Genomic DNA, 25988 nt, shown 5'->3' with positions numbered 1-25988 from the left:
GTGCTCATGAAGGATACGATTGAGTCATTTTTTTATATAAAAGAGCACAATACCAATATTCAAACCGAGGTAATCGCTGGTATTACCACATTTGTCACTATTGCGTATATTCTTGTAGTAAACCCGTCAATCCTCAGTGCCGGAGGCATGGACAGTGGCGCGGTCTTTACGGCAACGGCGGTGACATCTGCCTTGGGAACGCTTCTTATGGCGCTGTCGACAAATTATCCTTTCATCATTACGCCGGGCATGGGATTGAATGCATTCATGATCTATACGGTCGTTTTGAGCATGGGATACAGTTGGCAAGTGGCTCTTGCAGCGTTTTTTGTTGAGGGTTTTATTTTCCTCATCATTTCGCTTACCAAGATTCGCGAAGTGGTTCTCGATGCGATTCCGCACAGCTTGAAGCTTGCCATTACTGCTGGTATCGGACTTTTTATTACGTTTATTGGTCTCAAGAGCGCAGGAATCGTCGTTGACAGCCCTTCTACGCTGGTGACCATTTTCCCGTTCCATGGCAGTATCGAGGCGGGTACGTTCTCTACCGGTGGCATTTCCGCCATCTTAGGACTTGCAGGCATCGTTATCACGGCGCTCCTTATGATCTATAACGTTAAGGGCAACATTCTGCTTGGCATCCTTATTACCTGGGGTTTGGGTCTTATCTGCCAACTGAGCGGTCTATACGTTCCTGATCCTGCGGCAGGATATGGCAGTCTCATTCCTGATTTTTCTCGTGGTCTTGCTATTCCATCCATGGCGCCTACCTTCCTCAAGATGGACTTCTCACAGATATTCAGCGTTGGCTTTGCCACCATTGTGATTGCGTACCTGTTCACCAATATCTCTGAGACCTTCGGCGCACTTGTGGGTTCCGCTACCAAAGTCGGCGTTCTTGACGATAATGGCAAATTCCCGCGCTTTAAGAACGCCCTCGTTTCCCAATCTGTTTCCTGCATGACCGCAGCCGCTACCGGCACATCTGCAACCACTGCTGTCGTCGAGTGCGCCGCGGGCATTGCGGCCGGCGGAAGAACGGGGCTCACTTCGCTGGTAACGGCAATCATGTTTGGCATTGCGCTATTCCTCTCGCCAATCTTTTTGGCAATCCCCTCATTTGCGACGGCTCCTGCCTTAGTTATTGTGGGATTCTTGATGATATCTTCGCTGTTGAGCATTGACTTTTCTGACATGTCAGAAGCAATGCCGGCGTTTATTTGTCTTTTTACCATTCCGTTTACCTATAGCATCGTTGAGGGTATGGCGACAGGCTTCATCTCATATGTGGTCATCAATGCTTTGGGAGGAAAAGAGCGCCGCAAGAAGGTCAGCGTTGCTATGTACGTCATTGCGCTGCTGTTTATCGTCAAGTATTTCTTTGTGTAACCGTTTGTCCGATTGAACCTGTTCCAAAGTCTTTGTTTGTTCTTCAATAATGACTACTGATGTTTTTAGCATCACTCATGGTCACACCGAAAGGAGACCGATATGCTTAACAAGTTTTGCAAGATGCCTTTGTGGGAATGCAACAGGACTCTCATCCGGGTTGCGCAGGGGCAGGAACCTGCCGAGCTGGTTATCCGCCATGCCCGCCTAATCAGCGTCACCACGCATGAAATTCTTGAGGATACCGATATTGCCATTGCCTGCGGGCGTGTGGCGTATCTGGGCATTGCTCCCTACACGGCAGAACACTGCATTGGCGAGAAGACCCGCGTCATTGACGCTCAAGGCTCGCTTGTGGCGCCAGGCTTTATGGACGGACACATCCACGTTGAGAGTTCTATGGTTGGAGTCGACGAATATGCTCGCGCAGTCGTGCCTCACGGCACCACGGGCATCTATTGGGATCCCCACGAGCTTTGCAACGTGACCGGTCTTGAGGGCGTTGCTGAGGTCGCCAAGGTTGCTACAAAGGTTCCGCTGAAAGCAATGATTACAACGCCTTCCTGCGTTCCGGCCGTCCCGGGCTTTGAGGACACCGGCGCAAGCGTTGATGCCGCGGGCGTTGAGGAAACCATGAGCTGGGATGGTGTTGTTGCTCTCGGTGAAATGATGAACTACCCCGGCATCCTTTCCTGCCAGGACAATGCCATTGAAGAGGTGAACGCAACGCTGAAGGCGGGTCGTACTGCTACCGGCCACTACAGCGTCTGCGAGACGGATCGCGGTCTTAACGCCTATATTGCCTCCGGCGTCTCTTCTTGCCATGAGTCCATCAGGGCGGAAGATGTCCTTGCTAAGTTGCGTCTGGGTATGTACGCTCAGATTCGCGAAGGTTCCGCATGGCAGAATCTCCATGACCTTGCCCCCGCTGTTGCAAGCGGCAAGATTGATACGCGCCTGTGCAACCTTGTTTCTGACGACAACCACCCCAACACGCTGGTTTCCGACGGGCATCTTGACCGTATTTTGCGGATGGCCGTCCGTGAGGGCATTGATCCTGTTACCGCTATCCAGATGGTTACCATCAACGTCGCCACCTACTTCCAGGTAGGCGAGGACATGGGTTCCGTCACCCCCGGAAAGTGCGCCGACCTCGTCTTCCTTGAGGATCTTAAGGACTTCCACGTGACGCGTACCATTATTGACGGCGAGATAGTGGCCGAAGACGGCAAGGCTCTTTTTGAGGCGGGCGGCTATGTGTATCCTTCATGGATGACCGATACCATGCATGTGTCCGTAGACATTGACGAGAATACCTTCCGTATTCCCGCTGTTGACGCAAACGGCCAGGCTCTTTCCGGCTCCTCTGCTACCGTAAGGTCTATGGTAGTCGCTCCCGGTTCCACCATTACCGGTAGCACCGAGGCCCTGGCGCCAATTGTTGACGGCTGCCTTACCGCCGATCCGTCACAAGATCTTTTGAAAGTTCTCGTCTTTGAGCGTCATCACAATACCGGTACGTACGCGTACGGCTTTGTAAAGGGTTTTGGCATCCATGGCGCCCTTGCCCAAACGGTTGCTCATGATGCTCATAATCTGCTTGTTGTCGGCGACAATGACGCTGATATGACGTTGGCCGCAAAGACACTGGTGGAGTGCGGCGGCGGCGAGGTTGCCGTTCAAGATGGAAAGATTCTCGGTCTTGTGAAGCTTCCTATCTGTGGCCTGATGAGTCCTGAGCATGTTGAAAAGGTCGCAGCTGACGTCGATACCATTGAAGCGGCGTGGGCGAACATGGGCTGCACCATGCCTTCTCCGTTTATGACCATGGGCTTGCTGTCGCTGGCGTGCATTCCGAGCCTGCGCCTTACCAACCGTGGCTATGTGGACACTGATACGTTCCAATTTGTACCGCTGGTTATCGGCGACGAGGCGTAATTGTTTGGCATAATCGTTTGACGGGGATAGCCATCGATTGTAAACAACGCTTCGATAAGGCAACTCCGGTAAGCTCTGATAAGCGGCGTCTGCATCTGCGGGCGCCGCTTTATTTCTGCCGTTTACCTTTGCCGTTTTACTCCCACATGACGACGATAGTACTGTTGTCAAGTCGAGCATTACCGCACGGCTCATCACCTGTTTTAACGGTAAATCCCAACTGCCTGAGTGACCGTACAAATTTTACCGTGCGCGCATTGTAGGTATTGAGGATTCGAGCGGTTTGGATAGGCGAGAGAAGTGTTTGTTCACGGCCGTTGATGAGATCAGCAATGGCATCGGCAACCTCGGTATTGCTCTCCGCAACCAAATCACTGTAAAACGAATTGCCGCTTCCCTCCCTGTCTTTAACGCCCGGGGCAATCTTGACGGCGATAGCTGTTTTGCCGTACATTGCGTAGGTGCGAATACGTGCCTCGGTGCGCCCAATGAGATTTTTAATAGCCCAATCGATAGCCGCTGCGGAGAGGGTGTCAGCCTCCGCGCGGTCTCTGCCGGGAACGGCTTTTTCAACAAGCGCCTTCGCTTCGGTTACATCTATCATCTCTTCTCCTATGTGGGTAGCGTGGATGGTATCTCCTAGTGTAGCGAATCTGGCGACACTTATGTCTGCGTGCGAGAAGTACCTGTGAAGCGAGAAGAAACCACGGCTGTCAAAACCCCGGCTGTCAAAGAGACAGTCGGGGTTACGTTGTTTGAGGTCAACTTCTTGATGACCAAAAGTTGCGGCGTATCGACAAAAACGCGTTGTAGCGGCGCCTATGCGAGGTGCTTGGTGATTGAAGCCGCGGCGGCTTTGCCAGCCCCCATAGCCAAAATAACGGTAGCCGCGCCGGTGACAATATCGCCACCAGCCCAGATACGCGGATCCGATGTACGACCTTCATCATCGGCCTCAATGTAACCCCATTTATTGAGCTTGATGTCACCAATCATCTTGGCGAAGGGGTTGGCATTGGTGCCGATAGCAGAGATGGCAACGTCACAAGGGATCTCCTCAATGGCACCTTCAATAGGTACGGGGCGACGACGACCGGAGTCATCGGGCTCGCCAAGTTCCATTTTTTGAACACGTACAGCGCATACGGTGCCGCCTTCTCCGGCAATGAACTCAAGCGGAGAAACCAGCGGCATAACCTCGACACCTTCAGCCTTGGCATGGTGCAGCTCGGCGCGGCGAGCAGGCATCTCTTCTTCGGTACGACGGTATGCGATAATTGCGCGATCGGCGCCCAGGCGCTTTGCCGTGCGGACCGCATCCATGGCAACATTGCCGCCGCCGAAGACGATAACGGACTTGCCGTGTTTGGTGGGGGTGTCATACTCGGGGAACTGGTTTGCCTTCATAAGGTTCACGCGCGTAAGGTATTCGTTTGCGAAGAAGACGTTGGGAAGGTTCTCTCCGGGGATGTTCAAGAGCTTCGGCAGGCCGGCACCGGTGGCGATATAGATGGCGTCGAAACCCTTCTCAAAGAGCTCATCGGCATCGGTAATGCGGCCTACAACTGAGTTGTACTCAAATTTCACGCCGAGATCTTTAAGACCGTCAATCTCGCGCTTGACAACAGCCTTTGGCAGACGGAACTCGGGGATGCCGTATACCAGCACGCCGCCGCCTGTGAAGAATGCTTCAAATACTGTAACATCAAAGCCATTGCGCGCAAGCTCACCGGCGCAGGCGATGCCGGAGGGACCGGAGCCGACAACGGCAACCTTCTTGCCGTTTCTGGGAGCAACCTTGGTTTCGGAGGCAAGCTCGGGCTGGTCTCCAAGGAAGCGTTCCAGCTGGCCGATGGCTACTGGTTCACTGCGTTTGCCCATGACGCAGACGCCTTCGCACTGGTTTTCCTGCGGACATACACGGCCGCAGACAGCGGGAAGCATGGACGCCTCATGGATGATATCAAGACCACGGCCAAATTCTTCGGCACGGATAGCCTCAATGAAGCGAGGGATGTTAATGCTGACCGGGCAGCCCTGTACACAAAGCGGGTTCTTGCAGTCAAGGCAGCGGTTGGCCTCCGCGATTGCCATCTCTTTGGTGAAGCCCTTGTCTACCGGACGGAAGTCCTTTGCGCGGACATCAGCTGGCTCTTCGTTATCGGCAGTACGAGGAGCTTTTACATTAGGAATGTAACGACCATTTACCTGTGGCATGCGCACCTCGTCTCCTCATACGCCTTCAGCGATTGACCCTCTTCCGTAAGATATGCCGCCTGACGTGCGCGGAGGTCGTTCCAGTCAACCTTGGTGGCATCAAAGTCAGGGCCGTCAACGCAGGCGAATTTGGTCTCGCCGCCAACCTCGACACGGCAGCAGCCGCACATGCCGGTTCCGTCAACCATGATGGGGTTGAGGGAGGCAATGATGGGCGTGTTGTACTTCTCGGCCGTGAGCGCTGAGAACTTCATCATAGGAACGGGGCCGACACAGAATACATGGTCAACCTTTTTCTCCTGGAGCAGGCGCTCAAGCGGAGCGGTGACAACGCCCTTCTCGCCGTAGGAGCCGTCGTCGGTGGTGATATGGAGATGCTTGTCATCAAGCACGCTGCGGAATTGCTCCTCAAGGAGCAGCAGGTCCTTGGTGCGGGCGCCCATGATGGCGTGAACTTCATGACCGGTAGCCTTGAGTTGGCGAGCAACAGGGAAGGCAATGGCCAAGCCAACGCCGCCTCCGATAACCGCCCATCTACCTTCACCCATTTCAGTGGGTTGGCCAAGCGGACCGGTAACGTCCTGGATAGCGTTGCCTGCCTCATAGGTAGAGAGCATCTCCGTGGTTTTACCGATTACCATGAAAATGAATTCGACCCAGCCTTCTTCAGGATTCCAGTCGGCAAACGTAAACGGAACACGCTCGCCGGTTTCGTTGGCGCGCACCATGAGGAACTGGCCGGCATGTGCGTGCCTGGCCATCTCAGGTGCCTCAATGCGAAACTTGAAAACCTTTTCAGAGAACTGCGTCTTTTCGAGGATCTTATACATTCAGCGGTACTCCTCTCCCGAACCGGATATCCTCGTGCAGTAAGTCGAGCCTACGCTCGACCTGCAAATCATTTAAACGGCGCGTCTGGGTTCGGCCGAAAAAATGTGCAAACGTTATTGTATAACGCTTAGCGCGCTCATGTGGCGAGAAAACCCTTGAGGACAGGTTTTGTCAGAGGTGCCTTGAACAGTTTCTCCGCCTCATCGGCTGCCACCTCAACGGTGACAAGAAACTCTTCAAGAGCGGCGCCTTTGAGCTCTTTCAAGACGTAGCCAGCTACCTTCATTCGACCAGGCGGGCGCCCGATGCCGCACTGCAGGCGCATGAAATCGCGGGTGCCAAACTTGTCTGCAATGGAGCGCAGGCCGTTATGGGCATTAAGTCCGCCGCTGGCTCGTGTTCGTACGCTTCCGGCTGCAAGATCAACTTCATCATGAACGACAAGTATGTCGGCAGGAGAGATGCGCCTCGTCTGAGCGAGCTTTGAGAGAGGTCCTCCGCTGGTGTTCATAAAATCCTGCGGTTTGGCGAGAAGAACCTCTCGCCGTTGTGTGTCTGCATCCATGACTATGATGGTGGCAACCAGACAGCCCGCTTCATGCTTCCAGTAGCGCGCGTCATAGCGTTCGGCAAGCGCGTCAATTACAGCAAAGCCGACGTTATGCCTGGTGTGCGCGTACTTCTCGCCAGGGTTGCCGAGACCGCACACAAGAGAAGGAGCCTTGAGAGATGTGGAGATGGTCTGCGGCTGTCTGTTTGCTTTCATCAAGATTCCCTTACCGGTTTGGGCCGTCTTTGTATACGCAATGTAACATATTGCTCAAAATTTCGTCCTTTACACGCATAGCAAGGGCGATGTGTGCAATTCTATACCGTGATGTAGTAAACCTAGAGGAGGCGGTATGGATATAACCGAGTTGGTCAAACTGCTTGGCATCCTGGTAGTCGTGGTTGGCTTCGCGTTTAAGTGGGATTCGATTCTTACGATTCTCATAGCGGCATGCGTTACCGCGGTGATTGCCGGCATGGACCCGATCGTATTTTTGCAGACGCTGGGAAAGAGCTTTGTCTCAACGCGTACCATGCTTATTTGCGTGGTAGTTTTTGTGCTGACGGGCACGCTTGAACGAAACGGCCTTCGCAATGCGGCTCGTGAGCTCATGCGGCGCGTTAAGGGCGCCAGCGGCGGCATCATCATGGCGGCCTATGGCGTTTTCCGCCTCATTTTCGCCGCGTTTAACGTTGGCTTTGGCGGCGTCGCCGGGTTTATTAAGCCCGTGGTTATGCCTATGGCTGAGGCGGCGGACGATCCTGACGCGACGCTGATGACACCTCGTCACCGCGATGATCTTAAGGGCATGGCGTCCGGCATGGAAAATGTCGCGTGGTTCTTCGGTCAAGTGCTCTTTGTGGGTTCGTCAGGCATGCTGCTGGTGCAAAGCACACTTAAGGAGCTTGGATACGCCGTTGAACTTTCGCATCTTGCGGCTATCGAGCTTCCGGTAGCTCTCATTGCCGTTGCATTTACCTCGGCATACTATATATTCCTCGACCGCCGATATCAAAAGCGCGACATCGAGGCCGCCGCGGATAAGGCCGGAAATACGGCCGTCGTTGCAACGGGCGATGCCACTACTGAGACAGGAGGTGAGGCGTAATGGACGCTCTTATCGCTTTTTACACTTCCACCGACCCGAAAATTACGCTTTCGGCAAAATTACTTGAAATTGTCTTTGTGCTTATTGGTCTCGTGGCGATGTACGCAGGCGTTTCAAATTTCCGCGACAAAACCAACGTTAAGCGTATCGGTACCGGGATTTTTTGGACCATGCTCGGCCTGCTTTTTATTGTAGGAAAATGGATTCCCTCCGAGCTGACCGGCATCGGTCTTATCATCATGCTGCTTCCTGCGGTCTTCAAACAAGTTGGGCGCGGAGAAGATACGACAAAGCCCACCGAAGAAGAGATGGCCGTGGCGTATTCGAGCATCGGCAACAAAATCTTTTTAGCGTCGTTCAGCATCGGTGTTTTTGCGCTGATTTTCGCCTTCCTCTTCCCTAAGATTTCAACGCTTGTAGGACTTACGGTAGGCGTTTTTGTAGGCTGCGGCATTCTTTTATGTATGCGGCCCGGCGTGAATACTCCCAAGCTCTTTCTTGATGACTCAAGGCGCATGCTTGATATCGTAGGGCCGCTGGTTATGCTACCTACGCTCCTTTCGATTCTTGGCGCGACCTTTACGGCTGCCGGCGTGGGTGAAGTCATTTCTCACCTTGTGGGAGGCGTTATTCCCGAGGGTAATTTGATTGTCGGTATTGTCGTCTACTGCGTAGGAATGGCGCTCTTTACCGCCATTATGGGTAACGCCTTCGCGGCAATTACCGTGCTTACCGTGGGTATCGGAGCTCCGTTTGTGCTTTCGCTCGGAGCAGATCCCACCGTTGTTGGCGCGCTTGCTCTGACCTGCGGTTTCTGCGGTACGCTTATGACGCCAATGGCGGCAAACTTCAATATTGTTCCCGTGGCGATTCTTGAGATGGACGATGAGTATGGCGTTATCAAGAAACAAGTCGTTCCTGCCATCTTTATGCTTACGGTGCAAATCGTTATGATGATTGTACTGGTAGCACTCTAAAAAGGTGCGACTTTCACAACGCTTTGATAGGAGGTCATCGTGGCAACAATTTTGGTAACCGGTTTTCAGCCCTTTGGTGGCGAGAAAATCAATCCTGCTTGGGAAGCCGTCCGTGCGCTTCCCGATACCATAGCCGGCGCTGACGTGGTAAAGCTGGAGGTTCCGGTGGTTTTTGGCGCCGGAGCAGATGCGGTTTCGGCCGCAATTGATCATATTGATCCTGACATTGTGCTTTGCGTCGGCCAGGCGGGTGGCCGCGCGAAGATTACGCCGGAATTTGTCGGCATCAATTACCGGGACGCGCGCATTGCCGACAATGATGGCAATCAGCCGCTTGCCGAGAAGATCGTCGAAGACGGCCCTGACGCTTACTTTGCAACGCTTCCTGTTCGTGCGATGGTTGCGGCCATGAATGAGGCAGGTATTCCGGCGACCGTATCATACACGGCCGGAACGTACGTCTGCAACGACGTGATGTATTCCATGCTGCACGCGCTTGCCACCAAGCATCCCGAGGCGCGCGGCGCTTTCCTGCACGTTCCTTTTGCAACCGAGCAGGCCACCAAGCAGCCGGGAAATACGCCCAGTCTTCCTCTTGAAATAATGACACGCGGCCTTGAGCTCGCTTTGACTGCCGCTGTAGAGCATCAGACCGACATCGTGGACGCAACTTTTGGCACTACCCACTAGTTGCTGTTCACAACGTCGTCGCTCATGGGTGTGTAGAGACGAGAAGACCTTGGAGCTTTGAGTTCCAAGGTCTTCTCGCTTTTGCATCAGGGATGACTTATGTTATTGCTACAGGCGTTGTTCCTGCAAATTGTTTTTACAGGTTGAGGTCGCCGCCAAAGATGTCGGAAACGGGGCGATCCGTGTAGACGGCGTAAATCGCCTCTGCGAGCTCGTTTGCAACGGTAATGGTCTTGATCTTTGAGCCTGGTTGATTGGCTGCGGCACAAGGAATGCCATCGGTGACCACGCACTCTTCAATCGGAGCTTCATTCAGGCGCTCAATGGCAGGGCCGGAGAAGATGCCGTGCGTAGCGCAGACGTAGATGTCGCCTGCTCCCATTTCCTTGAGTTTGAGAACGGAAGCGCAAAGGGTACCTGCGGTATCAATCATGTCATCGTTGACGATGCAGGTCTTACCGGTGATGTTACCGATGATGCCCATAACGGCCGACTCGTTATGACGGGGACGGCTCTTGTGGGCAATGGCCAAACCGCAGTCAAGATAGTCAGAAAGCTTTTTGGCTGCTTTTGCGCGACCCATATCCGGGGAAACGACAACAGTATTTTCCCAGTTGAATGGCTTTTTCTTAAAGTAGTCGCCCAAGAGGTACAGCGCTGTCAGGTGTGAAACGGGAACATCGAAGAAGCCTTGGATCTGACCCTGGTGTAAATCAAGGGTGATGACGCGGTCAACGCCGGCCTCTTCAAGCAGGTTGGCCATGAGGCGCGCGGTGATGGGCTCGCGGGCAGCGGCCTTGCGATCCTGGCGCGCATACGCGTAGTGGGGAATAACGGCCGTAAAGTTCTTCGCGGACGCCCGCTTGGCGGCATCGGCGACGATAAGCGTTTCCATAACCAGGTCATTAACGTTTTTCCCGGCTAGTGTCTGAACGAAAAAGACTTCATCGCCGCGGACGGACTCATCAAAGCGAGCGTATATCTCGCCGTTGGCAAACTTTTCCAGCAGCAGACCGGAAAGTTCAAGGTGGAGGATTTCAGCAACTTTGCGGGCAAGTTCAGGGTTACCCGTACCACAATACAGTTTGATGTTCTTCTCGACGTTAAGTGGCTGACACAGTTGCTCAAACATTTAATCCTCTTTCTCAAGCTTTGCGCGCCTTGTAGCGGCATATCCTTCAACAATACGCTGTTCGCTGCGCTCAAGAGCAAGAGCGTCCGCGGGAACATCCTGTGTGATGCAGGAGCTGGCGCCCACCAGCGCGCCATCACCGATAGTGACCGGGGCTACCATCATGGTGTCCGAGCCGATAAACACATGATCTCCGATGGTGGTAGGGAACTTGTGGTAGCCGTCATAGTTGCAGGTAATCGATCCAGCACCAACATTGACGCCTTCGCCCATAGTGGTATCGCCGATATAGGAAAGATGCGGAACTTTGGAACCTGCGCCGATGGTTGAATTTTTAATCTCAACGTGCGTTCCGGCCTTGGCGTGCGGCATGAGGTGAGCGCCAGGCCGCAGATAGGCGCGGGGGCCACAGGTGGCGCCGTCCTCGACAACCGCGGAAAGAGCGACGGTTTCATCGACAACGCAGCCGTCACCGATAGTCGTGTCGGTCAGGCGCGTATTCGGTCCGATAACGCAGTCAGACCCGATATGCGTTGCGCCGTAGAGCATGGTCATCGGAAGAATCTCAGTATCCTGGCCCACGGTGACGTCCGCGCCGACCCAGACCGTGGTCGGATCGAGCATTGTAACGCCTTCCGCCATCAGGTGCTCGTTGATGCGCTCCTGCATGATGCGAGTGGCGTCGGCGAGCTGTGAGCGGGAATTGACACCCAGCGCCTCGTGGTAGTCATCGACATGAACGGCGGACATCGGCTCTCCTTGGCCGACGTATATGCCAACCATATCGGTGAGGTAGTATTCGCCTTGCGTATTGTCGTTGGCGATAAGGTCAATGTTTGCGGTAAGACGACCGCCGCAGAAGCAATACACGCCTACGTTACATTCGCGTTCGTGTTTGCGCTGTTCAGGGGTGGCGTCCTTATGCTCAACAATGCCGGCGACGTGCCCGTCTGAAAAAATAACGCGCCCATATCCCGTGGGATCCGGAGGCGTCATGGTCAATAAGGTACAGGCGTTGTGGTGCGCGCGCGTTTCATCAACAAGAGCTTTGATTGTTTCTGAGCGCATGAGGGGAGCGTCGCCGTTAATGACAACGACAGGTCCATTAAAGCCACCAAGAGCATCGCGGACTACGCGAACCGCATGACCGGTGCCAAGCCGATCGGTCTGCTCGACATATTCGATTCCATCGAAATCGGATAGCGCAGCCTTGATTTCGTCTGCATGATTGCCCACGACAACGATGGTGCGTTCGACACCGGCAGCCTGCGCGGCGCGGACGGTCCACCAAACGATGGGTTTATCAAGTAGATTGTGCACTACCTTGGGGTGGCGGGACTTCATGCGCGTTCCCTCGCCGGCAGCGAGGACAATCGCAGTAAGTGGCATGTGAAAAGCCTCCAAGCGAACTGTGCGTTGACGCGGAATGCCGCGTCAAGTCCCTTACATACTCATCATACTCAAGCAGGCATGGCTGGGGTAGTAGGATTCGAACCCACATTACAGGCACCAAAAACCCGTGTCCTAACCATTGGACGATACCCCAATGTAATCACTACGTTGGTCGCCGGCATACATGCTTGAAAATGAATGCTCTATGAGTGTATCAGCTACGGCCGATAAATGCGCCGCAAATTGCATCTAATACAAGAACTGCAAGAGTTTGTGCGTCCGCGAGGGTAAACGAACCTTCTACCGAGCTTCTTTCGGGCAGCGAGATGCGCACGATCTGAGGCGAACCCTCCGCCGACTGAAAGGCTGTCCGCAGGCGCATAGGAAGCGTCTCGTTTTCGTCCATGGTGACGCTGCCGATAACCGTCTTGCCGCGGGCGGGCTTAACTGGCGCTGGGCTTGACGTGATGGCGAGAATGGCCGTGCAGCTTGTGGGAGTATCGATGGAGTCAACAAGCTCGATGCCGGACGCCTCGGAAGTCGCTCTGGCAAGATTGGCCACGCGTCCGGCGACATTTCGGGCAATGGGATCTTCGCCCGTGATGGCAAGCGCGATGGTTTCCAACACGTTCGCCGCACGTGCAAATCCCATGCCGCCCTGGGGATGGGGCCCTTTTGCCTGCTTGCCGGACCATACGTGACGCAGACGCTCAATGGCGTCGAGCGTATCTTGAAACGCCATGCCGTCAGCAAGCTCACCGACACTTTCCTGGAAGAGCTTTACCGCGGCCTCGGTGTGAACGCCGTACTGGCCGTCCGGCTCTCCACAGGAAAATCCCAAGATATTCAGGCGCTCCTGAAGCTGACGTACATCGTGTCCATGGAAGTTTGGCAGACGCAGGTACAGTGTGCGGTCTCCCAGCTCGTAGCTTTCGTCAACGAGCAACACCCATGTGGCGATGTCAACGTCTTCGCCGAGCGAAAGATCATGGTCAAGCCGAAAGCGCGCAACGGCGTTGGCGGTCGTGCGGCCAAAGGAGTGCTTCTCGCGCTCTGTAGCATCAATATCGTAATCGAGCTTTACCAGACGTTCCTGAATATCCTCAACGGCAGCGCCGGTGCTGCCGGGCGTGATAGGGTCCATAATTTCTTGTTACCTCTTCCGATCCACAAAAAAGTCAGCCATCGACAGCAGCGTGTCACGTGCTTCAGCGTCGAACTCTGCCCCATTGAGATGTTCCTTGGCCTCAGCTATAAGGCTTTGGGCCCGCAAGCGGACGAAGTCAAGAGCGCCGGAGGACTCGATGAGCGCAACGGCGCGCTCTAACAGTATAGGGTCATTTGTCTTTGACGACAAAAGAGAAATGAGCTCGCCTCGAACATCAGCGGAAAGAGCTGCGTTGGTGACGTGGATGTCGCTTTGCTCAGAAGCCGTTTGCGTCTCGCCCTCTTGCGTGGAGGCGAGCAGCGCCTCTAAAGCCCGGACCACTAAAAGCGTACGTTTGCCTTCGGTGATGTCGGAGCGGAAGTCCTTGCCTTGCGCTGTGCCATCGCCGACGAGGTTCAAGAGATCGTCTTGAAGCTGGAAGGCGAGCCCGGCTTTCATGCCGAAGGATCTGAGCGCCGACTGCTGCCTTTGGCTGCCACCACCTACAATGGCGCCGGCTACCAGCGGGCAAGCGGCGGAATAGTAGGCCGTTTTTGACGTCGCCATAAAAAGATAGTCATCGGATGTGATGTCCCATCGATTTTCTCGGGTCCAGCCGAGATCGAGCGCCTGGCCTTCCAGAGTATGCTCCTGCATCAAAAGAAGGGCATCGATAAGGCGGATTTTGACATCGTTGTTATACGTATCGCTGCGGGCAATACGTGATACAACGTTGACCAGCGCCGCGTCTCCTACGTTAATGGCAAGGCCAACGCCAAGAGTGCGATAAAGACAGGGATTGCCGCGTCGTAATTTTGAACCGTCAGCGATGTCGTCATGGATAAGCGCCGCCGACTGAAAATCTTCGATGGCGCTTGCGATGGGGAACGCCTCTTGAGGATTGCCTCCGACAGCTTCGGCTCCAAGCAGAGCGAGCGCCGGCCGTACGCGTTTGCCTCCTTGCGCGCTAAATTGGCGCAACGGCTCGTAGAGGTAGGCGTTCAAGTCATCGGTTGCGTGCGCGGAGACCGCTTCAGGTTCGTTGGCATCGCCTGTGACAGAAGGAAGTCCAGCTTTGAGGTCCTTCTCGATACGAGGCCTGACTAAGGCAAGATAATCGGCAAAGTTCACGATGGCTCCTTGGTGCGCCGGACAAGCAGGCGCTAACTGCGGTAGCCGTCGGGGTTCATGGACTGCCACTTCCAGGAGTCGCGGCACATGTCGTCGAGGTCGTACTGAGCGCTCCATCCGAGCTCTCTGGCCGCCTTAGAGCAATCGGCGTAGTTGGCGTCCACATCTCCCGCGCGGCGAGGTTCAATAACGTAGGGGAGCTCTTTGCCGCATGCCTTTGAGAACGCTTTGATGACGTCAAGGACGGAGCTGCCTACGCCGGTGCCGAGGTTGAAAATCTCAACGCCTGTGCGGCCGTTCATCCAGTCGAGAGCGGCGACATGACCGGATCCCAAATCGCAGACGTGGATGTAGTCGCGGACGCCAGTACCGTCAGGAGTCTGGTAGTCATTGCCAAAGACATGAATGGCCTCACGCTTGCCGATGGCCGTTTGCGCCACATACGGCACGAGGTTATTGGGGATGCCCGTGGGATCCTCGCCGATAAGGCCGGACTGGTGGGCGCCGATGGGGTTAAAGTAGCGAAGCAGAACGACGTTCCATTCAGGATCGGCGGTGTGGACGTCGGTCAGGATCTGTTCAATCATCCACTTGGTCCAGCCATAGGGGTTGGTCGCAGGTTTTTTGGGGCTCTCTTCGGTCAGCGGCAATGAATCGGGATCGCCGTAGACGGTGGCCGAGCTGGAGAAGATGATGGACTTGCAGCCGTGGGTGCGCATAACATCCAGAAGGGTAAGCGTGGAGCCAAGGTTGTTGGCGTAGTACTCAATTGGTTTGGTAACCGACTCGCCGACAGCTTTGAAGCCGGCAAAATGGATAACGCGGTCGACGGCGTGCTCGGTAAAGATATGGTCAAGGTTAGGGCGATCGTTGACATCGGCCTCGTAGAACGTGAGGCGTTCGGCGTTTTTCTCGCCCACGATGGTCTTGATGCGGTCGATAACTTTTTCCGACGCATTGGAAAGATCGTCAACGATGATTGCCTCATAGCCCTTATTGAGCAATTCAACTACGGTATGGCTGCCAATAAAACCGGCGCCTCCGGTGATAAGTACGCAGGTGTCTTTGGGGTCCTTCTTTTGGCTCATGAGTATCCCTTCTTAGTGCGGTGAGATTGCACTTGTATAATCACAGGTCATGTCTGCTGGTAGTATAGTACAACCACGAAGACCACAGTTGGGAGAGCTACCTGTGGTTTGCAGAGAAGAGATAGCGTTAGTGTCGGTCTAAAAAGACGTATTACCGTATAAAACAGTCATCCTCACTGCAAGTGTTGCTCTCATTGCAAGCGTCTCTCGTGTAGCGAACAAGCGCTCTCTTCGCAAACAATGGGTACTGGAACATAGCTTAAGGAACTGTGGATTTCCGTTCGCTTTCCGTTCACCCTACTCTCCTCTTTTGTGATGCATCTGGAATCGTCGAGTCTATATAATTCAAGCTGATGGTCAGATTCATCAGGGAATCCTGAAAGCAATACAATCACGTTTCATTTTTGAGAGGTTGATGTATGTTATGAGCGGAATAAAAACATCACACAAGAGGCGCCTTTGGGGGATTATTAGCTCAGTGGTCGCTGTGACGCTGTCCTTCTTTTTGGCGCTGCCAAAAGATGCGCTTGCCTGTACGCAGATCTATGTGGGGCCACAGCTCACACGCACCGGCGATGTCTACGTTGGCCGTGCAGAAGATTACGCGCAGCGTCATCCCAAGGCATTTGGGATCCAAGAGGCTCGTCAGAACCCCGAGTTCTCGTCGGATGAGTCAAACTTCAGGTGGACATATGCTGGAACAAGCTATCGTTACACCTACGTGCGCGATCTTCCTTCAGGTTGGGACGGGCGCAATGATGCTTACTCTGAGGCCGGCACTAACGAGATGGGCGTGAGCGTCTCTGCTACTCTCACTACAGACTATAACAATCAAGTCAAGGCTGTTGATCCCTGTGGCAACGGAAGCGCAACGCCCAGTGGCCTCGGTGAGTACACTATTGCCGATATCGTACTGGCCTGCAGCCCTACAGCACGTGAAGGCGTTAAGCTCCTTGGTAGGCTTATCGATCAGTACGGCAACTACGATTGCAATCAGATTGTCATTGCTGACAACACTGAAACTTGGCTCTTTACTCAGCTCTCAGGTCATCAGTGGATTGCCATCAATCTTACTGGCGCATATCCCAACAAGGCCTCGGTCAATCCGAACATTGGACAACTCAAATACCAAATCGATCTTAACAACGAGAATGTCTGTCTACACTCAGAGCGGCTTGAAGAAACAGCAGTAAACGCTGGTAGTGCCACGTATTTTGAAGATGGCACTCTTGACGTTGCTACTTCCTACGGCAATCCTCAGCCTGGCGCTTCACAATATACCCGCCTTGCGCAGGGTCGTGCCTACTTTGGCGCTCCGCTCGCCGAGGGAAGCTACACCATGGGGGCGCATGGCGTGGCCTCTGTAAATGACCCTCAGCTCCTCTTCACCCCTGGTGTCAGCCAGGTTGATCTCTTCACCATGCTGCGCTCCTTCGCCGCCCGGGGTGAGCAGGATAGCACCCTCAACGCTAATACCAATGCAGGCCTCTACGCCATTGGTAATAATCGCACGGTTGAGGCGCACATGTATCAAATTCGCCCGGGTATGAGTGCTGACATCGCAACCATTCAGTGGGTAGCTCTCTCTCGCTCCGAATTCAGCATTGCAATTCCTAGCTACTCAGCCCTTCTCACCGAGGTAGATACCACTTTGTATCCGCCTGTAGATAGTTGGAATGAGGCTCACACAGGTCCTAGAGAAAACGTAGATAGCGTAGACGCTGCTATGGATGCCAGCACCGACAATGGATCGCTCGATTATGTTCTCATGGACATCAATACGCTCGCCTACAACAATCGAGACAAACTCGCCGCCAATACCCGCGCATATCTCGACGCCCTGCAAAAGCAGCTTATTGCCCAGCAGGAAGTAGTCGACAAGATTATGCAGCAGACACCGACCTCTGAACGCACAAAACTCGCAAACAAGCTCCATAAGCAAGCGAGCGCCGAGGTGTACGCAAAAACTAAGGCTTTGCTGGATGAAATGCGCAACTATCTTAAGGGAGACCAGTCAGCACCCTTTGTCCCAAGCGACTACGACGTAGCCACTGGACTTGCAAGGACTCCTATCAGCTATGCAACAGCCTTTGTCACTCCCGTATTCACCTCTGAGCCCCAAGATGTAAGTGTCGAGAAGGGCAATGCTGTTACACTGAGCGCTGAGGCAAACCTTCCTGATGGCGTTGAGGGCAGCAATTCACAGTTGACCTACGAGTGGTTCAGAGTTGCCGAGCCTGCCAGTACTGAGAACAGCAATGCTCCTGCCGCTGACGTCTCTGTTGGTACAGGTCAAACTCTTACTGTAAATACCTCAGAAGTAGGCACTGCTCGTTATTACTGTGTTGCCACTAATAACGCCTCAGGTCTCACAGCCGTCTCTAGAAGCGCTACTGTTACTGTTAGCAACTCCGCAGGACAGGACTCCGACTCAGGACAAGATCAGAATAATCAAGGTCAGAACCAGAACAACACTGATCCTGGACAGGGTAACAACCGCAGGTCTGGATCTCGTAGGAGCGGCAAAGGTAATCTCCCTCAGACCTCTGACTCCACAAATCTCCTCATCCCTCTTAGCCTTGGTATAGCAGGAGCTGCGCTTATCACAACAACAAGTGTTCTTCGCCTGAAGAGAAGGAATAGCTGATGATCGTGCAAGACCTGGCATAAAGATAAAGGTGCGAGTACCCAGATCTTGGCTTTGCACGTTTAATCACCGCTTGAGGACGCCCACACAAGGGCGTCCTCGTCGCTTATCTTTGTTTGATAAAGCCCGCGTATCCCATCAAAGCATCGTAGCGGCTATTTTGCATGTGAAGACCTAATGAATGCTCGTGCCTCAAAAGGCCGCAGTAGCAGTGAGTGTGCGTCAGTAGCAGTATCGGGGTAGTTACCGATAAGAACATCAAAGCCGTTGAATAGATCGGTCGACACGGAACTGACCTCTTGATCAGAGAAGTTTGTAAAAACCAATACACGGCAGTCGTTCAGAGTGCGTTCATAGGCGATGATGTTCTCGCCGGCAGTATCGATGAAGTGAACATCACCCTCGCTGATGACGGGATGGGCTTTCCTGATGGCAATGAGCTGCCGGTAGAAGGAGAATACCGAGTCGGGGTCATCAACTTCCGCGGCGGCGTTAATGGTCGTATGGTTTTCAGGAATTCCAATCCATGGTGTTCCGGAAGTGAACCCCGCGGTTTTTGTCGCGTCCCACTGAACCGGGGTGCGACTGTTGTCGCGGGAGCGCTCGGAGACGATATGAAGCGCTTCCTCGGGTGAGTATCCCTGGTTCTGAAGAATCGTAAAGTAATTAAGAGACTCCACATCGCGATACTGTTCGATAGTAGTGAAGTCCGCATTCGTCATGCCTAACTCTTCTCCCTGGTAGATATAGGGAGTTCCGCGCAGAAGGTGTGTGGTGACAGCAAGCAGCTTGCTGGATTTTTCCCAGTAGTGCACGGTATCGCCAAAGCGAGAATTTGGTCGCGGCTGGTCATGATTGGCCCAGAAAAGTGCGTTCCAGCCTCCGCCAGCTGTCATGTGCTCCTGCCATGATTTCAGCAGATTGTGCAGCTCGTTGATGTCCGGCTCCTTGAGTGCCCACTTTTCGCCGTTGAGATAATCAACCTTAAGATGATGAAACGAAAATACCATGGCAAGTTCATGATCGGCAGGATTAGAATAGCGAATACAGTTTTCAATAGAGGTGGAGCTCATTTCCCCGACGGTCATCAGTCCATCGATGCCGCTTTTCTCCACAAGTTCCTGCAGGTATTCATGGACATGCGGTCCGTCCGTATAAAAACGTCGGCCGTCTCCCAAGGGGTCATCTTCAAGGATATCCGGCTTGGAAATAACATTAATTACGTCGAAGCGAAAACCGTCAACGCCCTTATCGCGCCAAAAGCGCACTACGTCAGCGAGCTCTGCGCGGACCTCCGGATTGGCCCAGTTGAGATCGGCCTGTGAAGTGTCATAGAGATGCAGGTACCACTTGTGAAGTGAGGGGACCCACTCCCAGGCGCTTCCCCCGAACTTGGATTGCCAGTTGGTTGGCGGCGTGTCAGGTTCGCCATCGACGAACTTGTAGTAGGCAAGATATTTGGGATCGCCGGCAAGCGCTCGCTGAAACCATATGTGGTCGGTCGATGTGTGATTGAAGACCATATCGAGCATCAGCTTGATGCCATGCTTTTTTGCCTCGGCCGAGAGATCGTCAAAGTCTGCCATAGTACCAAAGAGAGGTTCGATGTTGCGATAATCTGCGACGTCGTAGCCATTGTCATGTTGCGGAGAAACAAAAAACGGCGTAATCCAAAGGTAATCGATGCCAAGTTTTTGCAGGTAGTCAAGACGCTGCGTGATGCCACGGAGGTCTCCTATACCGTCGCCGTTTGAGTCCTGAAAGGAGCGGACATAGATCTGGTAGGCGACCTTGGTACCGAGAAATTCGGCGCGTGCGCTCGTGATCTCAGGGGCGGCTGTTGTTTTGGGTGACTGCTCTGACATAGTCGCTTCTTTCATGTGTGGTTTTAGATGCGGTTGCGCGAGACCTGTCAAACCCATCGGGCTCGGCAGGTCTCGCGATAATGGCGTACGACAATTGTAGTTACGCTTAGGATGCAACTTTAGTACGTAATGACGTCGGTCTCGTTCGCTTTGACTTGTCCGGAGGTGACGTACGCTAAATCGGTCGCCTGACCCGGCTCGGTCACGATCATAAGGACGGTATCTTTGTGTCCTGCTGCGGCCACTTTATTGCGGTCGAATGTTACCAGCGGTTGACCGCTGCGAACAATATCTCCCTGATGGACATGGCAGGAGAAACCTTCTCCTTTCATCTCGACGGTATCAAGGCCAATATGAATTAGCAGTTCAAGGTCATTGGGAAGCTTGAGCCCGACAGCGTGGCCTGTTTCTTCCATCATGACGGACACTACGCCGTCGCAGGGTGCCAAAACGCTGCCATCGGACGGTGCGATTGCAAGACCGTCTCCCATCATGCCGGCAGAAAAGACGCCATCGTTGACTTCAGCAAGCGTGAGAGCCGCTCCGTTGACGCAGGCTTTAATGGTGCCGTCAGCGACAAGATCGGCTGCGGCGGCAAGATTTTCGGCGACTGTTGCGCTTGCGACAGCGGCGTTGGCGCTCTTGTCATCGTCAGTACCGTTGGTGCTTATAGCGCTGCCGTCAGCGACTTCCTCGTTCTTGTCGATACCTTGACGCTTGCCGACCATAAAGGTGAGGACAAAAGGAATGATTACGGCAATGATCATGCAGACAGCAAAGATACCGATAAATTCGGGGCGAATCGAGAGGACGCCCGGCAGGCCGCCGACACCGATGGAGAGGGCGTTGACGCCGAAAGCAGTACAAACGCCTCCCGCGATGGAGCTGCCGATCATGGCGCATACGAAGGGGAAGCCATACTTGAGGTTGACGCCGAACATTGCAGGTTCGGTAACGCCCAGGTAGCAGGAGATAATAGAGGGAATATTGACCTGCTGGGCATTCTCGTCATGCTTCTGAAGTATTGACATGGCAAGAACTGATGAGCCCTGAGCAATGTTGGAAAGTGCAATCATGGGCCACAGTGGCGTGCCGTAATTGTTGGAGCTTGCGATGAGCTGCATGTCAACGGCGTTGGACATATGGTGCAGGCCGGTGATGACAAGGGGAGCGTATACGGCGCCAAAAACAAGGCCAAAGAGCCAGGCAAGCGGGCTTGTGATGCCGGCAAGAACGATATTGCCAATCCAAGAACCGAGGGTCCAGCCAATGGGGCCGAGTACAAAGTGGGCGGCCATGACGGCAAGCAGAAGCGAGCAGAACGGCACCACAATCATCTGAATGACGGACGGAGTGATCTTTTTGAAGAAGCGTTCGAGGTAGTTGAAGGTGATAGCGGCGAGAATAGCGGGGATGACCTGCGCCTGATAGCCAATCATACGAACCTGAGCAAAGTCAAAATCCCAGGTATGGGTGGCCCAATCGGCGGCGGTTGCTCCCGGAACGGCGTAGGCGTTCATCAGCTGGCCGGAGATGAGGGTAAGGCCGAGCACGATGCCAAGCATCGGGGTGCCGCCCATCTTCCTCGTAATTGACCAGCAGATTCCAACGGGGATGCCGGCGTGGAAGACTGCTTCGCCAATCAGCCAGAGGAAGTTGTACACGCCAGTCCAAAAGACGGAAAGCGACGCTAGCGTCTGGTTGCCTTCAGGTCCGAAGTAGGGCATCTCGCCAAGGACGTTGCGGAAACCCAAGATAAGACCGCCAGTAATGATGGCGGGGATAAGAGGAGCAAATACCTCAGCAATGGCGCCCATAGCTTGCTGCAGGATGTTGGTATTTCCAAGAGCAGCGGATTTGACATCTTGCTTTGAGGCCTCGCTTACGCCGGAAATACCGACGAAGACATCGTAAAAGTCTGCAACGTCGTTACCGATAATGACCTGGAATTGGCCTGCCTGCGTGAAACTGCCTTTCACCAATGCAAGTTTTTCAATAGCAGGAACATCGGCCTTAGAAGGATCCTTGAGGGCAAAACGCATGCGGGTCATGCAATGCGAAGCCGCCGCGATGTTATCCTTGCCGCCAACGAGCTTGAGGAGCTCCCGAGCATCATGGTCGTACTTTGCCATTTTTCCTCTTTTCCTCGCACGTATTGTGAATACGAAGGAGCCGAAATGTAGTTTACTGGGGGTCTGTTTTTACTGAGACCCCGCCAGGTCTTTTTCGCTCAAGCGCATCACAAACTTATGCAAATAAGTAAGAACATCGTAGCGCTTCTCTGTCTGAAAATAAAAAATTGAAAGACTCGATACTGTAAGCGTTGCAAAATCGCCCCTCAGCGTCTTATGCAGATTATTTGGATAAGTAGGTGCTATGCTGTTTACCGCATGCGCAAGTCTGAAAGAACTGCAACTAAATAGCATTGGGGATATGTATGAGAACAATTTATGATGAAATTTATCGCGATCTTTTAACAAAGATTGAGCAAGGAGTATATCCCTATCAGTCGCTGATTCCTTCTGAGGCCACTCTGACCAAGGAATATGCCTGCTCGCATAATACCTTGAGAAAAGCGATCGCCCTTTTGAGCCAACAGGGAGCGCTGCAGCCAGTGCATGGCAAGGGAGTTCGCGTTATTTATCAGAAACGGCCGCGCGCCTTGTTTGAGCTGGGTGGTATAGAAACTTTCAAAGAAGCCGCTCAGCGCAACGATCTTGATGCCAAAACAAAGGTAGTCACGTTTGAGCGCGTTACGGCTGATGCCGAGCTGGCGGCACGTACCGGTTTTGAAGAAGGAGCCAATCTCTACTATGTGGTTCGTGTCCGGATAATTAACGGTAAGGCTCTGATTTTGGACTACAACTACTTTCTTGCCGAGCTTGCAGCCAACCTTACGGAGGATAAGGCGAGACGCTCTATCTATGAATACCTCGAAAATAAACTCGACATGCAAATCGCAACTAGCAAACGAACCGTTACCGTGGAGCGGGTGACAGCGGAAGATCGGCGTTTTCTTGACCTTGACAGCACTGATTATCTTGCGGTTGTGACAGGGCAGACATTTGACAGCTATGGCAGAATGTTTGAGTTTACGCAGTCAAGGCACCGGCCGGACTACTTCTCGTTTTTTACCGTAGCGCGACGCGAGGTATAGCAATGCTAAAACGAGTGCCTACACCTTCGCGCGAAAGCACGTCAATAGAGCCGTCATGACTGTCGACAATCCACTTTGCAATAGATAATCCGAGGCCGGAACCATCGTTGCTTTTAGCACGGGCATTATCGGCTCGCCAGAATCGCTCGAAAATGTGAGCGACTGCCGCTTCAGATATGCCCATGCCCTCATCTTCTATCGATACCTGCACGTTCTTCTCGTCATAGGAGATATCAAAGGTAATGGGCGTTTTGGCGGGTGAATAACGGGCGGCGTTTTGAACAATGATACGCAGAGACTGTTTGAGCATCGCGATGTCGCCGACTGTTTGGTAGCGGTTGTCGGCAAGCGCTGATTTGTCAAACCCCAGTACATAGTGATGGCTGGCGTCAATCATGTCTGATTCTTCCCATACCTCAAAGGCAAGCTGCGCGAAATTCAAGGGAACCCTGGTAAGCGTATTTCTGCCCGCGTCGCCGCGTGCAAGGAAGAGCAGCTGCTCGACAAGGTCGTGCATGTGTTCGCTTTCCGATTTGAGCGCGGCGATTGATTCGTCCAGCACGGCTTCGTCGGTCTTGCCCCATCGGTCAAGCATGTCGGTATACCCTCGGATAACCGCGATAGGCGTGCGCAGTTCATGGCTGGCGTCGTTGACGAAGCGCATCTGCTGAAGTTTCGCCTCCTGCATCTGGTGCAGGAGTTTATTGAGAGCGATTTCAATGCTGGCCAGGTCTTCATTGCCGGTGTGAATTTGGGGCGAATCAACACTTGCCCGTTCGATAGCCTGTTCCAGGCTTTCCATTTTACCGTGGCTGAGCGAAGCGCCGTCTGTTGAAGCGTTGGGGTGAACGCTGGCGAGAAGATCGGCGTTGCCGAGCTTTTCTGCTTTGAGCGCAAGGGTGTTTAAGGGGAGCAGGGCTCGTTTGACGCGGCGCGTGTCATTGAAATAGTGCAGGAGATCTAAGAGCTCCCAGATAAGAACGGCTGCGTAAAGAGGCCAGAGGGCAATGAGATCTTTTCCAAGCTCAAACGCTGTAACGCTTGAGTCAGGACTGTGGACGATATAGCGGACAGTGGAAAAGCTACTGAGCGTGTTGGGGAAGGTAAGGGAGATCGCGTGATAGTGCGCGGGAAAAAATCCGAAGGTAAAGGTACCTTGCGGCAGACTCTTGTTATACGAGTACACGAGGATGAGCGCCACACAGGCAAAAAGCAGCAGGTTAAAGAAGAGATAATTGAGCAGCTTGCGCCACCAAAAACCCCAGCTGATGGAACGGGCGGTTGAAGATTCGGAGCGGCTGGTTGAGCGCGTCTTCACCAGGTTCTTTGCCCATTTTCCTATCCGCTTACGTTTCTCTGATGACATATCCCACTCCGCGGACAGTGCTGATGAGTTTGATGTTGTAGCGGTCGTCAAGCTTGGCGCGCAGGTGGGCGATATGTACGTCAACGTTGTTGGTATCGCCTATAAAATCGTAGCCCAGGGCGCCGGACGCGATGCGCTCGCGGCTCATAACAACGCCGGCATGCTCCATAAGCATGTGCAGAACTTCAAACTCTTTGTTGGTAAGTTCTACGGAATTGTGGCCCACGCATACCTCGCGGCGATCTACATCGAGGGTAACTCCCTTCATCGTAAAGGAGTTGGTTGCCGGGGCCTCAGACGTTGAGTGAGAGGAATCGCTAGTCGCGTCATGGTGTTTGAGCGCTACACGAATGCGGGCGAGAAGTTCCTCAATGGCAAAAGGCTTTGTGAGGTAATCGTCAGCGCCCGCGTCCAGTCCGGCAACTTTGTCCATGACAGAATCACGTGCGGTCAGCATGATGGTGGGCGTGTTCTTCTCGCGGCGAATCCGCCTCAGGACTTCAAGACCGTTAAGCTGGGGAAGAAGAATATCAAGCAGGATGAGGTCATACTCGGTTGAGAGTGCCATTTCAACGCCGGTTCTGCCGTCCAGCGCCTTATCCACCTCATAGTCCTCATGCGTCAGTTCGAGTTCTATGAAACGGGCGATCTTTTCTTCATCCTCAACGATAAGTATCCTGGTCATATAAACACCTAGATGTCCCGATTTGTTTTCGCCATTGTAACCCCCTCGGGCGCCACGCCTTCCTAGTCGTTTACGGTAACGTCTTTCTTAATGGTTTCAGCGGCGTCGGCTACTTTGTCCATGGCGTCGTTGACATCGACCGTGACCGGATGCGCTCCCTTGATGTGATAGCGCATATCAAAAAAGAGGCCGATGATGAGCAGCCAAATGGTGAATCCCCAAATAAAGAGGCCGATGATGGGGATAATGACAGGCATGGTTATGATTTGCTCGCCATGGCGCGTAGCAATAAATTTGGTTTCGACACCTTTGTTCAGCAGTTTTTTGAAATCTCCCCAAGCTGAGTCTACATGCTGAGAAAACTCTGATTTTTTGCTGGATGCCTGGTAGGCCGCTTGCGCCGCTTCCATCTCCGGTGAAACCTCCGGTTGCGCATTGGCTTCGGTGGTGTAGCTTGTTGCTTGCTGAGCCGTCTTGCCCTGTTTTTCAAGCCAGATGATAGCGTCGAGTACGTTGTCACCGCAGGCATCAAGAGCTGCCTTGGCATCCCCATAGCTCACAGCGCACTTCTCGCGAATGAACTCTACTTTTTCTAGTTTCTCCATGATAATCGTCCTTCCGACGACACGAAGACGCCCTTCGTCTTCGTCTTGCTTCATGGTGACCTAGTAAGCTTAA

At 53.5% G+C, this 25988-nt stretch carries 21 protein-coding genes and 1 tRNA gene; 7 read left to right on the top strand and 15 right to left on the bottom strand.

Features of this window, described 5'->3' with window-relative positions:
* The first annotated feature begins 6 nt into the window (after positions 1–6).
* Together QM016_RS03315 and ade are read left to right on the top strand one after the other, a co-directional pair.
* On the top strand, positions 7–1389 hold the full coding sequence (locus QM016_RS03315) for an NCS2 family permease (protein WP_282710157.1): 1383 nt from the start codon (positions 7–9) through the stop codon (positions 1387–1389).
* A gap of 102 nt (positions 1390–1491) precedes the next feature.
* Positions 1492–3327, top strand: coding sequence for an adenine deaminase (ade, locus tag QM016_RS03310; protein WP_282710156.1), 1836 nt, complete (start codon positions 1492–1494; stop codon positions 3325–3327).
* A gap of 136 nt (positions 3328–3463) precedes the next feature.
* Here the strand turns inward: ade and QM016_RS03305 are convergent, their stop codons facing one another.
* From QM016_RS03305 to pth, 4 genes are all read right to left on the bottom strand, one after another.
* Positions 3464–3931, bottom strand: coding sequence for a hypothetical protein (locus QM016_RS03305; protein ID WP_016477899.1), 468 nt, complete (start codon positions 3929–3931; stop codon positions 3464–3466).
* Positions 3932–4146: 215 nt separating this feature from the next.
* Positions 4147–5544, bottom strand: a complete 1398-nt coding sequence (gltA, locus tag QM016_RS03300; RefSeq protein WP_282710155.1) for an NADPH-dependent glutamate synthase — start codon at positions 5542–5544, stop codon at positions 4147–4149.
* Positions 5532–6374 carry a sulfide/dihydroorotate dehydrogenase-like FAD/NAD-binding protein gene (locus QM016_RS03295; RefSeq protein ID WP_282710154.1) on the bottom strand — a complete coding sequence of 281 codons (843 nt, stop codon included), beginning with the start codon at positions 6372–6374 and terminating at the stop codon, positions 5532–5534. Before QM016_RS03295 ends, gltA begins: the two co-directional genes overlap by 13 nt.
* A gap of 137 nt (positions 6375–6511) precedes the next feature.
* On the bottom strand, positions 6512–7141 hold the full coding sequence (gene pth, locus QM016_RS03290) for an aminoacyl-tRNA hydrolase (protein ID WP_282710153.1): 630 nt from the start codon (positions 7139–7141) through the stop codon (positions 6512–6514).
* 136 nt (positions 7142–7277) lie between these two features.
* On the opposite strand from pth, the gene QM016_RS03285 reads away from it, so the two are divergent.
* The 3 genes from QM016_RS03285 to pcp are packed head-to-tail and all read left to right on the top strand — an operon-like array spanning position 7278 to position 9700.
* Positions 7278–8033 carry a DUF969 family protein gene (locus QM016_RS03285; RefSeq protein ID WP_016477895.1) on the top strand — a complete coding sequence of 252 codons (756 nt, stop codon included), beginning with the start codon at positions 7278–7280 and terminating at the stop codon, positions 8031–8033.
* Entirely contained in the window at positions 8033–9010 is a 978-nt protein-coding gene (locus QM016_RS03280; RefSeq protein ID WP_016477894.1) for a DUF979 domain-containing protein, read from the top strand. Before QM016_RS03285 ends, QM016_RS03280 begins: the two co-directional genes overlap by 1 nt.
* Before the next feature lie 39 nt (positions 9011–9049).
* Positions 9050–9700, top strand: coding sequence for a pyroglutamyl-peptidase I (pcp, locus tag QM016_RS03275; protein WP_016477893.1), 651 nt, complete (start codon positions 9050–9052; stop codon positions 9698–9700).
* Between the two features lie 136 nt (positions 9701–9836).
* Here pcp and QM016_RS03270 read toward each other — a convergent pair whose 3' ends face one another.
* The 6 genes from QM016_RS03270 to galE form a co-directional block, all read right to left on the bottom strand.
* Positions 9837–10832 carry a ribose-phosphate pyrophosphokinase gene (locus QM016_RS03270; RefSeq protein WP_282710152.1) on the bottom strand — a complete coding sequence of 332 codons (996 nt, stop codon included), beginning with the start codon at positions 10830–10832 and terminating at the stop codon, positions 9837–9839.
* On the bottom strand, positions 10833–12221 hold the full coding sequence (glmU, locus tag QM016_RS03265) for a bifunctional UDP-N-acetylglucosamine diphosphorylase/glucosamine-1-phosphate N-acetyltransferase GlmU (RefSeq protein WP_282710151.1): 1389 nt from the start codon (positions 12219–12221) through the stop codon (positions 10833–10835).
* Positions 12222–12303: 82 nt separating this feature from the next.
* Positions 12304–12378, bottom strand: a tRNA-Gln gene (locus tag QM016_RS03260).
* Between the two features lie 60 nt (positions 12379–12438).
* On the bottom strand, positions 12439–13368 hold the full coding sequence (locus tag QM016_RS03255; protein WP_016477890.1) for a peptidoglycan-binding protein: 930 nt from the start codon (positions 13366–13368) through the stop codon (positions 12439–12441).
* A gap of 9 nt (positions 13369–13377) precedes the next feature.
* A complete protein-coding gene (locus tag QM016_RS03250; RefSeq protein ID WP_016477889.1) occupies positions 13378–14502 on the bottom strand; it encodes a polyprenyl synthetase family protein in 1125 nt (374 codons plus the stop codon).
* A 32-nt stretch (positions 14503–14534) separates the two neighbouring features.
* On the bottom strand, positions 14535–15590 hold the full coding sequence (gene galE, locus QM016_RS03245) for a UDP-glucose 4-epimerase GalE (protein WP_016477888.1): 1056 nt from the start codon (positions 15588–15590) through the stop codon (positions 14535–14537).
* Positions 15591–16068: 478 nt separating this feature from the next.
* On the opposite strand from galE, the gene QM016_RS03240 reads away from it, so the two are divergent.
* Positions 16069–18237 (top strand): C69 family dipeptidase, encoded by a 2169-nt coding sequence (locus QM016_RS03240; RefSeq protein ID WP_282710150.1) that lies wholly within the window; start codon positions 16069–16071, stop codon positions 18235–18237.
* Between the two features lie 155 nt (positions 18238–18392).
* Here QM016_RS03240 and treC read toward each other — a convergent pair whose 3' ends face one another.
* Positions 18393–20102, bottom strand: a complete 1710-nt coding sequence (treC, locus tag QM016_RS03235; protein WP_282710149.1) for an alpha,alpha-phosphotrehalase — start codon at positions 20100–20102, stop codon at positions 18393–18395.
* Positions 20103–20221: 119 nt separating this feature from the next.
* Positions 20222–22234, bottom strand: a complete 2013-nt coding sequence (gene treP / locus QM016_RS03230; RefSeq protein ID WP_282710148.1) for a PTS system trehalose-specific EIIBC component — start codon at positions 22232–22234, stop codon at positions 20222–20224.
* 305 nt (positions 22235–22539) lie between these two features.
* On the opposite strand from treP, the gene treR reads away from it, so the two are divergent.
* The gene (treR, locus tag QM016_RS03225) at positions 22540–23259 is read left to right on the top strand and encodes a trehalose operon repressor (RefSeq protein ID WP_282710147.1); all 720 of its coding nucleotides are present in this window, start codon (positions 22540–22542) and stop codon (positions 23257–23259) included.
* On the opposite strand, the gene QM016_RS03220 is transcribed toward treR, so the two are convergent.
* The 3 genes from QM016_RS03220 to QM016_RS03210 all read right to left on the bottom strand — a co-directional run bounded on the left by QM016_RS03220 (position 23234) and on the right by QM016_RS03210 (position 25915).
* Positions 23234–24625, bottom strand: a complete 1392-nt coding sequence (locus tag QM016_RS03220) for a HAMP domain-containing sensor histidine kinase (protein ID WP_282710146.1) — start codon at positions 24623–24625, stop codon at positions 23234–23236. The genes treR and QM016_RS03220 overlap by 26 nt on opposite strands.
* Complete coding sequence (locus QM016_RS03215) at positions 24606–25310, bottom strand: response regulator transcription factor (protein WP_282710145.1); 705 nt, start codon at positions 25308–25310, stop codon at positions 24606–24608. The genes QM016_RS03220 and QM016_RS03215 overlap by 20 nt, the downstream gene beginning before the upstream one ends.
* A 62-nt stretch (positions 25311–25372) precedes the next feature.
* On the bottom strand, positions 25373–25915 hold the full coding sequence (locus QM016_RS03210) for a DUF4342 domain-containing protein (protein ID WP_282710144.1): 543 nt from the start codon (positions 25913–25915) through the stop codon (positions 25373–25375).
* Positions 25916–25988: the final 73 nt, after the last annotated feature.

Source organism: Lancefieldella sp. Marseille-Q7238 (assembly GCF_949152215.1).
In the GTDB taxonomy this organism is placed as follows: domain Bacteria; phylum Actinomycetota; class Coriobacteriia; order Coriobacteriales; family Atopobiaceae; genus Lancefieldella.
This window is presented reverse-complemented; position numbering and strand designations above follow the sequence as displayed.

Excerpts from the sequence above, each read along its gene's own strand:
- QM016_RS03315 (WP_282710157.1), top strand. The coding sequence starts at position 7 with ATGAAGGATACGATTGAGTCATTTTTTTATATAAAAGAGCACAATACC.
- ade (WP_282710156.1), top strand. The coding sequence starts at position 1,492 with ATGCTTAACAAGTTTTGCAAGATGCCTTTGTGGGAATGCAACAGGACT.
- QM016_RS03305 (WP_016477899.1), bottom strand. The coding sequence starts at position 3,931 with ATGATAGATGTAACCGAAGCGAAGGCGCTTGTTGAAAAAGCCGTTCCC.
- gltA (WP_282710155.1), bottom strand. The coding sequence starts at position 5,544 with ATGCCACAGGTAAATGGTCGTTACATTCCTAATGTAAAAGCTCCTCGT.
- QM016_RS03295 (WP_282710154.1), bottom strand. The coding sequence starts at position 6,374 with ATGTATAAGATCCTCGAAAAGACGCAGTTCTCTGAAAAGGTTTTCAAG.
- pth (WP_282710153.1), bottom strand. The coding sequence starts at position 7,141 with ATGAAAGCAAACAGACAGCCGCAGACCATCTCCACATCTCTCAAGGCT.
- QM016_RS03285 (WP_016477895.1), top strand. The coding sequence starts at position 7,278 with ATGGATATAACCGAGTTGGTCAAACTGCTTGGCATCCTGGTAGTCGTG.
- QM016_RS03280 (WP_016477894.1), top strand. The coding sequence starts at position 8,033 with ATGGACGCTCTTATCGCTTTTTACACTTCCACCGACCCGAAAATTACG.
- QM016_RS03270 (WP_282710152.1), bottom strand. The coding sequence starts at position 10,832 with ATGTTTGAGCAACTGTGTCAGCCACTTAACGTCGAGAAGAACATCAAA.
- glmU (WP_282710151.1), bottom strand. The coding sequence starts at position 12,221 with ATGCCACTTACTGCGATTGTCCTCGCTGCCGGCGAGGGAACGCGCATG.
- QM016_RS03255 (WP_016477890.1), bottom strand. The coding sequence starts at position 13,368 with ATGGACCCTATCACGCCCGGCAGCACCGGCGCTGCCGTTGAGGATATT.
- galE (WP_016477888.1), bottom strand. The coding sequence starts at position 15,590 with ATGAGCCAAAAGAAGGACCCCAAAGACACCTGCGTACTTATCACCGGA.
- treC (WP_282710149.1), bottom strand. The coding sequence starts at position 20,102 with ATGTCAGAGCAGTCACCCAAAACAACAGCCGCCCCTGAGATCACGAGC.
- treP (WP_282710148.1), bottom strand. The coding sequence starts at position 22,234 with ATGGCAAAGTACGACCATGATGCTCGGGAGCTCCTCAAGCTCGTTGGC.
- treR (WP_282710147.1), top strand. The coding sequence starts at position 22,540 with ATGAGAACAATTTATGATGAAATTTATCGCGATCTTTTAACAAAGATT.
- QM016_RS03220 (WP_282710146.1), bottom strand. The coding sequence starts at position 24,625 with ATGTCATCAGAGAAACGTAAGCGGATAGGAAAATGGGCAAAGAACCTG.
- QM016_RS03215 (WP_282710145.1), bottom strand. The coding sequence starts at position 25,310 with ATGACCAGGATACTTATCGTTGAGGATGAAGAAAAGATCGCCCGTTTC.
- QM016_RS03210 (WP_282710144.1), bottom strand. The coding sequence starts at position 25,915 with ATGGAGAAACTAGAAAAAGTAGAGTTCATTCGCGAGAAGTGCGCTGTG.